The following is an 11,954-nucleotide window of genomic DNA, read 5'->3' on the forward strand; positions in this document are numbered from 1 at the left end:
GCCCACACAGATTGATTGGTTTAAATTGTTAAAGAGCGTTGCTTGGAAGGCTCATTGAGCTTCAAAGCGGAGGTGAATTCTAACGAGTTAATTTGAAGAGTCAAACACTTTTTCAAATTTTCTTTTTAGAAGCTTTCCCTCAACCAACACTGCCTAAAGCCTTGCGGCGTCTGCCGTGTCAGTGAGGGCGCATTATAGGGACTGATTTAGTTATGACAAGCTTTTTTTTCAAACATTTTTTTGTTTGCCTAAAAATAAATCAACCCATTAATTTTTGAATAAAATTCGAACATTTGAGGAGAGTCACAGCAATAGATTGGAAAAAGACCACACATATACGTAATATTCATGTGTCTATTTTGTTAATGTTAGATACGCCTCTTACTTTTATTCTGATAAGTAGTATTTTGATATGAATTCAAAGAAATCATTATTATTAACTCTCACTGCACTGGCTGCGATTGGTGCATTCATTTTTTCTCTATTTACAATTCACTCATCTGTGAGTTTTGTTCTAGGTGTCATGTTTTCGGCTATTATTTTATTACGCCTAAATAATACAGAGCAAAGAGTACTCAGCCCTTCTTCTGTAGAAGATTCATCACAGGCAACAAAAACCTTGTACGTAGGAAATCTGCCATATAAAGCGAATGAATCTCATGTTCGTGAGCTTTTTGCGAAATACGGTGAAGTTTTTGCGGTTCGCCTAATGAAAGATAAACGTACAGGAAAACGCAGAGGGTTCGGATTTGTTGTTATTTCTGCCCCTCAAGCTCAAGCGACTATAGATGCGCTTAATGAGACAGACTATATGCAACGAACACTCAAGGTTCGAATTGCAAATGACCCTAAACACCCTGAAGAGGAAATGGACGAATAGGAGAAAACCCTAGTTCTCTCAACTTTTCATTCAACGCGCCTTCTTGCCAAGGAGGCGCACTTGAAAAGATAGTGTAAGACTGCCCACTTTTTTCTCCTACTCCTAGACCCAGTAAACTTTGAACTCGACGCGCAATAGCCGATCCAGAATCAATCAGCATAACACCCTCTCCGAGTACACTTTGAATTTCATTTTTCATTAGTGGAAAATGTGTGCATCCGAGTACAGCCACATCTATTTTGTCTTTTAATGGACTTAAAATGGTAGCTAATTCGTTTAAATTAAGCGCCTTTCCTCGTAATTTTTCTTCTGCCATATCCACTAAGCGAGTTGAGCCTAATAGCTCAACTGGTTTGCCTTGTGCAAAGTCTCGTATTAACTCGTGAGTATATTGGCGTGTTACTGTCGCCGGCGTGGCGATCAGGCCCACCCCTTGTGATGCCAAAAGCGATGCAGGTTTAATCGCAGGAACAACACCAACAACGGGAATAGATAATTTCTCGCGTAAGGAAGGAAGTACTATAGTGCTCGCCGTATTGCAGGCGATGACCACGAGGTCGACTTGATACTCTTCTACCAGTGCTGCCACCAGCTTATTAACACGAGTGATCAGTACAGCTTGGTCAAGCTCACCATATGGATAAGCTTCGTTGTCTAATAGATACAAGTAATCCACGCATGGCAAAAGCCGGTGGATTTCTTGGAAAACCGATAGCCCTCCCACACCAGAATCAAACACTAGGACTTTTTTATTACTTAATGCTCGCACAAGTCTTACCTGCAAATTAAGGATTTGGCGATCATACTGGTTAGATTTGTTTTGGCAATGTTTTCGCTTGGTATCTTTAATGTCTCAATCGCTCCTCTCTTCACTTCAAGTTTAAAAAGAAAAACCGCCGATGTGGCGGTCTTGTTTGGCTCAATTAGAAGCGGTAGTCTGTCGAGATAAAATACTGACGCCCTGGCGTGGCATAATCTGAGTACATCTCGTAATCTTTATCGAATGCGTTACTGAGCTTCGCATTAATATCCCAATTTGGATTCACAGCGTAAGAAGCGGTAAAGTTCCATAGACTATAGCTCGATAATCTTGTACTGCCATTAAAGCGCTCACCTTGGTAAAGATACTGCGAACCCAACGTCCATTGGTTAAATGTTGCGTAAGCATTCCACTTAGCACCACGCTTAGATCGGTATGCTAATTGGGTCTTCTCTGTACCAGACTTATCGACAGGATCTTTATAATCTAAGTAGAACTCATGAGAGACGATATTCGTGTCGAATTTCACCTCTAGCTCTATACCTTTGATCTGTGCTTTACCGACGTTTTGCATGCCAGCGCCTTTCCAAATCAGCATATTCTCGATTTGGTTGTAGTAACCCGTTACTGTCCAATCAACAATCGATACTAGGCCAGATAACGATAATTCCGTGTTTTCTGATTCTTCCGGTTTTAGATTTGGCATTTCGTAACCTGGATAGTATAAGTCAACAAAGCTCGGGGCACGAAAAGCCGTACCATGGCTTAAGGTTAATTCGTAGCCTTCGTAAACCTTCCAACCAGCAGCAGTTTGCCATGTGGTGTTGTTACCAAACTGATTGTTTTCGTCATTACGTACGCTGAGTTCTAACGTCCATGCATCGTAAACGTATTGGGTAATAGCACTCACACCAAAGTTCGTTCTTGGATTTTTTTGGGGATGATAGTCTTGAGCCGGTCCCCAACTATTTGCCGCAATATAGCCTTTTGCTAACTTCTCGGTACGGTAGTCCAAACCACCGCCAATACTCAATTGCTCGTTAACGCTGTACGAGTTCAACCAAATTGCATTGAACTGTTCAATAGCAACATGATCGCCGGTAGATTTGCTTTGACCTGACTTATGGTCATAGTTGTCTTGTTGACCATAAGCCAATTTTAATTCAGATGAGTAAGCGTCTTTGTTGTATTCTAGCGATAAGTCCGTTCCTACATACTCAACTTCGCCAGTTTTTTTCTCATGGCCACTCCAAATACTGCTGTTGTCGTAATCATACTCATTGTTATAAGCGCTAAGACCTACATAACCCGATAAATAATCAGAGAAGTTTTGTTGATAGCCCAACTTAAAATTTAACGTTTCGAAACCATGTTCATCGCCGTCATTCAATCCCACTTGAGGCTTAACGTTAAAACCATCGGTTTTCTCGTACCCCACGACCCCCTTAAAGTGCTTACCCTCACCCACAGCCTTAGAGACCAAAAACGTGCCCTTTTTATGATTATTTGAGCCATAACCTATAGACACTCGGCTTGAATCGTCATCAATAGTCGCACGAGTAATAATGTTAATTACGCCAGAGATGGCCTCTGAACCGTAGATAGAGGCACGCGCGCCACGAATGTAGTCAATGCGTTCAATAGAATTCATTGGAAATTGGTTAAAATCGATACCCCCCATCATTGCACGTGGCATACGAATACCATCGACTAAAACCAGAACTTGGGATGAACTACCTCCTCGAACGTAGATAGACGCGGATTGACCACGTCCACCGTACTGGGCAACTTCAACACTCGGTAGTGTACGAAATACATCAAACAGGCTATTGACTTGAAGACGTTTAATGTCCTCTTTTGTTATCGTAACGGTTTGTGCAAGAACGGCACCATCAATTTGCTTGAAGCGGTTTGCGGTCACCAAAACCGTTTCATCTGCGGAAACTTCTTGGGCTTGTAAATAAAAAATAGGTGAAAGCAGCGATGCACAGGTGATCGCAAGAAACGTTTTTCTCATTCTATTATCCTAAGTCGCGTAAATTCTACTGAGCAGAGATACCACTGCTAAACTCAGCTGCTGGCAGGTCTTCGGACTTAAGGGCAAAACCTACTAACTCGACTTCCCGCCAAAAGCAGTGTCTTGATTGAGCGTTCGTTCTCTCTTACCGCTGCGCGTCAGTTCTGGATTTCCACCAGATTCCCTTTTCAGACATTTAGCAACCTAGACGGCCAAGTGTCACCAGCTCCATGGATAGTATTTAGCAAAACTCCAATTGTCTAGTATAGAAAGTGAACTATGGGTAATTTAAGCCTGATTTCCCTTCTATTTCGTACAAAACTGGACATGTGTTGTAGATTGAATAAAATCTGCGCTCTTGAAATACATGCACCCATTGAAAGGTAATACCATGGCGACGCTTGACGTAAATCCGGAACACTATTCAGCACAATTGGCTGAGAAAATCACCCGTCTGACGGAAATGTTTCAGCCCTACCAAGTCCCTGAGCTGGAAGTCTTTGAGTCTCCTCAGCAACATTACCGTATGCGTGCAGAATTTCGCGTTTGGCATGAAGGCGACGAAATGTATTACATTATGTTTAACCCCACCACACGGGAAAAGTATCGCGTTGATCAATTTCCCGCCGCCAGTCGGTTAATTAATGATTTGATGCCCTTACTGCTTGATGCAATGAAAAAAAACGACACCTTACGTCGTAAACTATTTCAAGTGGATTTCTTATCCACCCTCAGCGGTGAAGTGTTAGTTTCGCTGCTTTATCACCGTCAGTTAGACGAGGCATGGACCATTGAAGCCAATAAGCTAAAGCAACAATTGAATGATGAAGGGTTCAACCTTAATTTGATCGGTCGCGCTCGCAAAATGAAAATCGTACTCAACCGAGAGTATGTGATAGAAAAACTACACGTCAACGGCCAACCTTACCTGTATCAGCAAGTCGAAAATAGTTTTACTCAGCCCAATGGAAAAGTGGCCGAGAAGATGCTCGAATGGGCTGTTGACTGCACGCAAGACAGCCAAGGGGATTTACTGGAGCTATATTGTGGTAATGGTAATTTTTCTCTTGCGCTTGCACAAAACTTTGACCGCGTTTTAGCGACAGAATTGGCCAAACCATCAGTCGAATCCGCACAATACAATATTGCAGTAAACAAAATAGATAATGTACAAATTATCCGTATGTCAGCTGAAGAGTTTACTCAAGCGATGGAAGGTAAACGTGAATTTAACCGCTTGAAAGATGCAGGGATTGATCTTAAAAGTTACCGCTGTAACACCATTTTTGTCGACCCACCACGTGCCGGAATGGATATAGAGACTTGTAAAATGGTACAAGGCTACGAGCGGATTCTCTACATTTCTTGTAACCCTGAAACGCTAAAAGAGAACCTAGAGATCTTGTCAACGACTCATAACATCACTCGTTTCGCTTTATTTGATCAATTCCCATACACCCACCACATAGAAGCAGGTGTGATGCTAGAGCGCATTAAATAAGGGGTTTAACTGACTTTAGATTCAATAAAAATCTATCTGGGTACGGCGTGGGGTACGGGGGCGGTAAAAATCAAACTTCAAGTTATTCATCACGTCGGTAAACATTCAAATAAAAGAACTGGCCTATAAAGATAAAACCAGCCATAGTCAAAATGATTAATGACTATGGCTGGTTTTTATTTAATCACCACAACCCAAGTAATCATCATTATTTGGGTTGTGGGCATCAGCCCAATCATCCATATCAGCATCGTTATTGGGATTATTGATATCTGACCAGATATCAAGCTCTTCTTGAGACATTTCACTTGGATCTGGCATTTATTTCTTCCCTTGCTGATTAGGGTTTAACTGTTTACCGCGATTACCCTGATTCTGATCGTACTGACGGTTCGTTCCATTAGTACCTTTATTTGCATTTGGGATGTTAGACGCGTTGTCTTTTGGTGTTATTTTCTTAGTCATATTCTGATTTCCTTAATTAAAACTAAACTTATGAATTTGCTTGATTATTCGCTCAAATCCTTGCTTAGTTGTTATCGCTTTAGGGTGTAGTCCATCAGAATTATCCTGCCAAACCAATCGAAGTCCTCTTCCTAGTCTAAACCTGATAAAGGTCGGGAAAGAGCGAACTTTCTTTCCTCCTAGACTATGATAGTAGGCCCCCGATTTAAGTGACCTTTCAATTTCGAAAGCACGCTTAACCTGACAAAGTGGAATATGAGCTCAGAATGTATCAATAAGCTGTTTTGTAGATATCATTCTTGCTCTCCCTGATGAACTGAGAACAGAATGATTGAGTGCACTGCACTCGCAACAGCTAATTTAATAAATCATCCAATAAATTATCGAATTCATTAGCTTCAAGGTACTTTTGGGTTATCAGTGATTGATATTTGGATAAAACAGGATGTTCAGTTTGAAGTGAAGATGCGGCTTCATAAGCCTTTTGAAGATCGCCATTTAAATAATACAACATCATGGTTTCGCCATTAGTCAATATGGCACTTTGAGCTAGCAAAGTTTGCATGACACTCGTGACATTGCCAATTGACAATTGTGGGAGTTCATGGAATGGATTAGGTAAGAGAGTTTCAGACAACGAAGCATCTGATTTCATTATATTAATAAACTGATCCAGCTTTTCAGAATGGATGCCTACGCCAATAATGGATTGTCGACCAACTAAAGTAACGTTTAAAAACTCGGCTGCTTCCATCCGTTTATAACTATCGGTAAAGATAGCCTTGACACGTTTGCTATCAGCAAAAAAACCTTGAAGCAACACTGCATTGTGGAACTTGTTTAGGCTCTCCCGTGCTATGAACAAATGATGTTTGTCCGAACCAATCCCCATGCTTTCTTTATGGACGATAAGAAAACCTTTACTTCTTACAAGAGGATAAACTAGATCTTTAAATGACTTGTGTTCGGACAGTTCAACAGAAAACAACGATCTTATCGCGTCAGGAGGTGACAATCCATCATATTTCACAAGACAACCTTAACAAGTCTCTTTCAGATGGTGGATTCTCCTCAAGAGCGTATCTCGCAATAAATTCCGCTCGCGTAAACCAATCAGATCGACAGCGATACTGACTTTTTGCGTACTGATCTATCACACCCAAACAGTAACCAGCTCTTAAGCTTTCAGATAACGAAGTTGTTTGAGCAGCTAGCAGATGCCTTTTATTCTTGGACGCATATATGTTGACTAACTCAGCGCAACTATCTACCAATGGGAATGGGGGAGATTTAGCTGAAGAGATTGCTGGTACTAATAAGAGACTCAGAGCAATGATAAGAGTATTTTTACGTAACATTCTAAATATCCGATTTTGTTTTTTGGGATTGCTCCTGTGAATTCACATTGTTCTTGGCGATACTATCGTCTCCATTTAAATCTTGAGAGTCAAAAACCATTGTCCTTTTACCCTTGCTGGGTACGGCTATATATAGGCTTAAAAGAATGCCTGAAAATGCAAACATCTGGATATAGTTCTCACCATGGAGGCGTACCAAGTCTAAATGCTTAGTCCCCTCTTGCAAATCAGTCAAAGCAACAACACTGACGACCAACCAAGCGACTAGTACAAATCTACCATACCAGATTAAAGGCATGGACCACATATTCCACCAACGCTCACTAGTTTGACGTGTGTAGATGAAATATCGCCTTAAAAGAACTAAAGCTAAAATGACGAACACGGCCTCGATATCTGAAATGTCGGACAAGCCTTCTTGGTATTCGAAAATATTAATAAGCGCAAGCCATAGGGATATCAGCGCCATCCCTACTAAAGCGATGAACAGACAAACGTTGAGTAGTGTTGCCACTATCCTCCCGACAGCCCAATCCAATTCAAATAACAAGTGGAGCAAACCTTCATGCTTTTTAGATCCATTGATTCCCATTTTTTGTCGCTGTTCTACGTTTGATCTATCCATAAGTCATAGAAAAACCATCAGTTTCTATATTCCATAAGTTTAACAATAACGCACACCAAATGAAAAGTTTTCCATTATTCTGGCTTGCTGATTTTACTAAAATTATAAATATCAAACTTTCTCTAAATAATTTTGTATACCAAGTTCGATCTTTTAGCTGCTCAGCAGAGATAGACCAGCTTAGAATGTACCCGTACAAAACTCAGCCTATCAACTAAATAATTTCCTCTCAATATGAGCGATGGCTAACATTACTTGGATAAAGCTATGTAGCTATAGGAAAAAATTCACTATAAAACAGATTACACCAACTAAGTGTAATGTTTTTGATGGGTTTAAAGAGGATAGATAATGAGCATCAGTTATGAGGACTACTTAGGCGATAGTTTTGACCCCCAAACCGGTGAGTTTGATTCTGAAAAAGCCAAAGAACAAGTCAATGAATCGAAGGACAAATTCAATATAATTCTTATGGGGGCAACTGGCGTCGGAAAAAGTTCTCTTGTAAATGCCTTCTTTGGTGAAGACATAGTCAAAACAGGAGTAGGTAAACCCGTCACGCAACACTTGCAGAAAGTAGAAGTACCCAGTAAAGGTATGACTCTGTGGGACACCAAAGGGATTGAGTCAAAGGATTACAAAGCGACCTTAGAACAGCTTCGGAGCGATCTCCATCAAGCTCTAAAAAATGCAAGTTCTCTAGAAGATCTGCCACATCTCGGATGGCTCTGTATTGATGCCTCCAGCTCTCGAATTGAAGATAGAGATCTAGAACTACTTAGTATTCTGAAAGATAACAACATTCCTGCGGTCGTTGTTTTCACGAAAGTCATAGGGAAAAGTCGGCAACCGTTTATTGATGAAGCCAAAAATTTGATTAACTCTCAATATAAACAATTCGTATCTGATAGGTTTGTAGCAGTAAATTCTGTACCTGAAGAAATAAGTGATGAGTTCATTGTTCCAGTAAAAGGCTTAGATACCTTGCTAGACCTTAGCCTTCAATGCATCCCAGCAGGGAAAAAAACAGCAGCATCTGCCTTAAAAAAGGCACAGCGGGTAAAGAACGAGCTGCGGCGTGACGCTATGATAGACAGCTCAAAGAATAAGGTTCACATAGCGGCAGGAGCATCTGCAACTGTTGGAGCGTCTCCCATTCCTGGCTCTGACGCCCCACTTATTGCTGCGATTCAAAGCAAGTTAATCTATGAGATAAACAGTGAGTTCGAAGTTGATTCAAGCACCTCAACTTCATCAAGCATCATAGTCGGAGTCTTAGGAATAACAACAGTAGCACAAGTAGCCAAGACCACTGTTACGACTATTCTCAAGTTTATCCCTGGAGCTGGCACTATTGCAGGAGGTGTTGTATCAGCCTCAACGGCATTTGCTTTTACTGAAGCAATTGGTCATGCGTACATTAAAGTCATGGAGCACTACTTCGACTTAGATTCAGGAACGGTAAAATTGCCAGACAATACAGATGCTGTACTAGATATCTTTAAAACTTACTTCTCTTACAAAAAATAATTAACTGATACAGCCTGGTACGTGCAGACTAGGCTGTAACACTTCCTACTAGAAAGTTACACAAACTCAGACTTACCATGTCTCAAGCGGATTTTGTTTTTCCCAATGAAACAACGTGTTCTACAACTAACGATTGCAGCTTACAGCCCCATACCTCCAAAACCTTCAACTGCTCATCGATATAATGTAAGCGCCCCATGATCCCACGGGGCGTTTTAGTGTGAAAAGTTCCAAGGAAGAAGTGAGTTGATATCAGGCTCTGGCTTTGCCAGTTCCCTCATACATTTGACCATGTAATCGTAGAGTATCAGTCCGTTCGCTTTCGCCGTCTCGATGATGCTATACAGCAAAGCACTCGCATCCGCACCAAGCGGATTCGTCGAGAATAACCAATTTTTTCTGCCAATAACCAGCGATTTGATTGCGCGTTCCGCTCGGTTGTTGTCGATAGATAAATGCCCATCTTCAACATAGCGTATCAGCTTAGACCACTGACCCAAGGTGTACTTGATGGCTTTACCAAGAGGACTCGATTCGATGATTTTCTGCGTGGTTAACCAGTCATACAAGTCATCCAACATCGGTTTAGCCTGCGCTTGTCTTTCTGCCCAACGCTCTTCGACCGAAGCCAGTTTTAATCGCGATTCCAGTGCATATAGCTTTTGGATTTTGGCTAACGCCACATCCGCTTTACCTGCTTTACCTTTGCCCTGAAGTTTTTTCGCCTCCATGAACTTACGACGTGCGTGAGCGAAGCAACCGACATTGGCCATGTTGGTTAATCCGTCATAAGCCGCGTAGCCATCACTTTGTAGATAGCCTGAGTAATCGCCCAAAAAGTTCACGGGACACGCTCTCGCACGGCTGTTTTGATAGTCGAACAAGACGATATTATATTTTTCATGTCAGGGAGTTTGGCTTCAGGGGAGTCAGCTCCCGAGCAGTACAACCACATATAACATTGCTTGTCTTCCTTAAGTACATTGAGCGGTGTTTCATCGGCCTGAACCACCACTTGTTCGAGTAAGTGAGCCTTCAGTGCCTGATAAAGCGGTTTGAACTTTTCACTCACCTGGATTACCCACCTTGCCATGGTGGTTCTCGATAGCTCGATACCTGACTGGGTAAATAGGGATTCTTGGCGATAAAGTGGCATCGCGTATTGGTATTTGCCAAGGATGATATTGGCCAGCAAGCTTTCTGTGGCGAAGCTTTTAGGGATGATGCTTATCGGTGCGGGTTGTTGGTGAATGTGGCTTTTTTCAGCCTGTTGTTCACACTGACGACAGGCGTATTTAGGACGAACATATTCCAACACTTTCAATACAGCGGGTGTGAACTCCAACTTTTCACTGCGGTCTTCGCCGATTTTATGCAGAGCGTGTTGGCAGCATGAGCACTGCTTGTCGTGCTCATCTAGGTCAAGCTCGATGATTTCACGTGGCAAGTCTTTAGGAAGCGGTTGACGTTTACCACGACGTTTAATGGTCGTCGTTGTGGTGGTGATAACCTCATCTTCCGCTTTCGCCGCTTCACATTCTGCCTCATTAAAGAGGTCACCCTGTGCTTCGTTATATGGCTTTAACGCTTCCGAGCGTTTGGCGAACTGGCGGTCAAGGGCGAGCTTAAACTGCTCAATTAAGGATTGGCGCTCTTGTTGCCATTGCGCTTCCTTCTTTTTTAGCTCATTTTTCTCCGACATCAACGCTTTCACCATAGCTTGAAGCTCGGCGATGTCTTGGCTTTCTGGGTTCATATCGGGCGTCTTTTTCATGGCATTGATTATACTAAAAATACCACGACAAGGCTTGGTATAACTGACTTTTATTGAAGTTAACTCATTGTAAAGTTGTCTATTTTTATCGTTTTATGGCCGATTATCGTGAAGCCAGATAACAGTCTATCTAAGTCAAATTGAGTCAGGGTGTAGACCTGCTTTTTCTCTTGAGTGGGCCATTTGAATTTGGCTTTTTCGAGCCGTTTGTACCACAGGGCAAAGCCCGTTTTATCCCAGTACAACACTTTGACTTTGTCGCGTTGTTTATTGGTAAACAGGAATAGCGCACCTGTACCGAGCGGCAAATCGGTTTCGGCCTCGATAATCGCCGCTAGGCCATTAATGGATTTTCTAAAATCCACGAACTCTCGATACAGGTAAACATTCGGGGCGTTCAACATTCGTTTCATGACCGTGCTCCGATTAACTCTGCCAGATACGAGGCAGGTGTCCCCTGTGGAATGCTGAGTTCAGCGTCATTAATAAATAATGTCATGTTGGCGACGGGGGTTTGAGTGAATTGGTAGCGAGTCGTTTTTTCGATAACTTCTGCTTTAACAAAACCACCGATATTGGTGGTTTTCGTGGTTTGTAACTGCTGGCGTTTGGCATAAAAAGTAGACAGACTTAACCCGTTACGCTCACAGAAGACACGCTGGGATAAATGACTGGATTGGTATTTTTCAAACAGGGTTTGCCATTCTTGGTCGGTACGTCGTTTTGCCATTTCAGATCTCCTTATGATTGGAGATTTGATCGTATAGTGTGCTGAGGTTGATTAGAATACGGTGTTTATGATGCGCTTACGAACAGCATTTAGAAGAGAGATTCTAAGACTAGAAAAAGACAATTATTCACTGAATGAAAAGCTCGAAAATTTCAGCTTGCTAAAGGCGAAATATCGTCAGCAAAGAGACCAATTGGAAGAAATACGTAATAAAGTAGACTCACTTGAAGAGAGAAACTTAATGTTGACGAAAGCGCTCGAACATTTAACCAACTCTCTATAATCTAAGTAACATAGGCTCATAAAACTAGAAT

13 protein-coding genes, 1 pseudogene and 1 riboswitch are annotated in these 11,954 nt (G+C 41.8%); of the genes and pseudogenes, 4 read left to right on the plus strand and 10 right to left on the minus strand.

Going from position 1 to position 11,954, the window contains the following annotated elements:
• Nucleotides 1–412: 412 nt before the first annotated feature.
• Nucleotides 413–880: an RNA recognition motif domain-containing protein gene (locus FKN05_RS14925; RefSeq protein ID WP_170887845.1), complete on the plus strand. Its 468-nt coding sequence runs from the start codon at nt 413–415 to the stop codon at nt 878–880.
• Here FKN05_RS14925 and murI read toward each other — a convergent pair.
• Both murI and FKN05_RS14935 read right to left on the minus strand, forming a co-directional pair.
• Entirely contained in the window at nt 849–1,649 is an 801-nt protein-coding gene (murI, locus tag FKN05_RS14930; RefSeq protein ID WP_170887846.1) for a glutamate racemase, read from the minus strand. The two genes, FKN05_RS14925 and murI, sit on opposite strands and share 32 nt — an antisense overlap.
• A gap of 154 nt (nt 1,650–1,803) precedes the next feature.
• A complete protein-coding gene (locus FKN05_RS14935; protein ID WP_170887847.1) occupies nt 1,804–3,657 on the minus strand; it encodes a TonB-dependent receptor domain-containing protein in 1,854 nt (617 codons plus the stop codon).
• A gap of 45 nt (nt 3,658–3,702) precedes the next feature.
• Nucleotides 3,703–3,899: riboswitch (cobalamin riboswitch) on the minus strand.
• Nucleotides 3,900–4,048: 149 nt separating this feature from the next.
• Between FKN05_RS14935 and trmA the strand changes: the two genes are divergently transcribed.
• Nucleotides 4,049–5,158, plus strand: a complete 1,110-nt coding sequence (gene trmA, locus FKN05_RS14940; protein WP_170887848.1) for a tRNA (uridine(54)-C5)-methyltransferase TrmA — start codon at nt 4,049–4,051, stop codon at nt 5,156–5,158.
• A gap of 180 nt (nt 5,159–5,338) precedes the next feature.
• On the opposite strand, the gene FKN05_RS14945 is transcribed toward trmA, so the two are convergent.
• The 5 genes from FKN05_RS14945 to FKN05_RS14960 all read right to left on the minus strand — a co-directional run bounded on the left by FKN05_RS14945 (nt 5,339) and on the right by FKN05_RS14960 (nt 7,606).
• Nucleotides 5,339–5,479, minus strand: a complete 141-nt coding sequence (locus FKN05_RS14945; protein WP_170887849.1) for a hypothetical protein — start codon at nt 5,477–5,479, stop codon at nt 5,339–5,341.
• Nucleotides 5,480–5,623, minus strand: a complete 144-nt coding sequence (locus FKN05_RS14950) for a hypothetical protein (protein ID WP_170887850.1) — start codon at nt 5,621–5,623, stop codon at nt 5,480–5,482.
• Nucleotides 5,624–5,635: 12 nt separating this feature from the next.
• A complete protein-coding gene (locus FKN05_RS16935; protein ID WP_524540902.1) occupies nt 5,636–5,878 on the minus strand; it encodes a ParE family toxin-like protein in 243 nt (80 codons plus the stop codon).
• 100 nt (nt 5,879–5,978) lie between these two features.
• A complete protein-coding gene (locus FKN05_RS14955) occupies nt 5,979–6,653 on the minus strand; it encodes a hypothetical protein (protein ID WP_170887851.1) in 675 nt (224 codons plus the stop codon).
• A gap of 329 nt (nt 6,654–6,982) precedes the next feature.
• On the minus strand, nt 6,983–7,606 hold the full coding sequence (locus FKN05_RS14960) for a hypothetical protein (RefSeq protein WP_170887852.1): 624 nt from the start codon (nt 7,604–7,606) through the stop codon (nt 6,983–6,985).
• Between the two features lie 351 nt (nt 7,607–7,957).
• Here FKN05_RS14960 and FKN05_RS14965 point away from each other — a divergent pair, with 351 nt between their 5' ends.
• On the plus strand, nt 7,958–9,136 hold the full coding sequence (locus FKN05_RS14965) for a YcjF family protein (protein WP_212752306.1): 1,179 nt from the start codon (nt 7,958–7,960) through the stop codon (nt 9,134–9,136).
• A 215-nt stretch (nt 9,137–9,351) separates the two neighbouring features.
• Here the strand turns inward: FKN05_RS14965 and tnpC are convergent.
• From tnpC to tnpA, 3 genes and pseudogenes are all read right to left on the minus strand, one after another.
• A pseudogene (gene tnpC / locus FKN05_RS14970) lies at nt 9,352–10,910 on the minus strand (IS66 family transposase).
• A gap of 59 nt (nt 10,911–10,969) precedes the next feature.
• A complete protein-coding gene (gene tnpB / locus FKN05_RS14975; protein ID WP_170887853.1) occupies nt 10,970–11,323 on the minus strand; it encodes an IS66 family insertion sequence element accessory protein TnpB in 354 nt (117 codons plus the stop codon).
• Nucleotides 11,320–11,640, minus strand: a complete 321-nt coding sequence (gene tnpA, locus FKN05_RS14980; protein ID WP_170887854.1) for an IS66 family insertion sequence element accessory protein TnpA — start codon at nt 11,638–11,640, stop codon at nt 11,320–11,322. The genes tnpB and tnpA overlap by 4 nt, the downstream gene beginning before the upstream one ends.
• A gap of 70 nt (nt 11,641–11,710) precedes the next feature.
• Between tnpA and FKN05_RS14985 the strand changes: the two genes are divergently transcribed.
• Entirely contained in the window at nt 11,711–11,923 is a 213-nt protein-coding gene (locus FKN05_RS14985) for a hypothetical protein (RefSeq protein ID WP_170887855.1), read from the plus strand.
• The last annotated feature ends 31 nt before the right edge of the window (nt 11,924–11,954 follow it).

Origin of the sequence: Vibrio sp. 1-1(7), assembly GCF_013048485.1 — a bacterium.
Lineage (GTDB): Bacteria > Pseudomonadota > Gammaproteobacteria > Enterobacterales > Vibrionaceae > Vibrio > Vibrio fujianensis.

Coding starts and splice junctions, on each gene's coding strand:
- FKN05_RS14945 (WP_170887849.1), bottom strand. CDS start 5,479: ATGCCAGATCCAAGTGAAATGTCTCAAGAAGAGCTTGATATCTGGTCA.
- FKN05_RS14925 (WP_170887845.1), top strand. CDS start 413: ATGAATTCAAAGAAATCATTATTATTAACTCTCACTGCACTGGCTGCG.
- FKN05_RS14965 (WP_212752306.1), top strand. CDS start 7,958: ATGAGCATCAGTTATGAGGACTACTTAGGCGATAGTTTTGACCCCCAA.
- FKN05_RS14935 (WP_170887847.1), bottom strand. CDS start 3,657: ATGAGAAAAACGTTTCTTGCGATCACCTGTGCATCGCTGCTTTCACCT.
- tnpA (WP_170887854.1), bottom strand. CDS start 11,640: ATGGCAAAACGACGTACCGACCAAGAATGGCAAACCCTGTTTGAAAAA.
- trmA (WP_170887848.1), top strand. CDS start 4,049: ATGGCGACGCTTGACGTAAATCCGGAACACTATTCAGCACAATTGGCT.
- FKN05_RS14985 (WP_170887855.1), top strand. CDS start 11,711: ATGCGCTTACGAACAGCATTTAGAAGAGAGATTCTAAGACTAGAAAAA.
- tnpB (WP_170887853.1), bottom strand. CDS start 11,323: ATGAAACGAATGTTGAACGCCCCGAATGTTTACCTGTATCGAGAGTTC.
- FKN05_RS14960 (WP_170887852.1), bottom strand. CDS start 7,606: ATGGATAGATCAAACGTAGAACAGCGACAAAAAATGGGAATCAATGGA.
- FKN05_RS14950 (WP_170887850.1), bottom strand. CDS start 5,623: ATGACTAAGAAAATAACACCAAAAGACAACGCGTCTAACATCCCAAAT.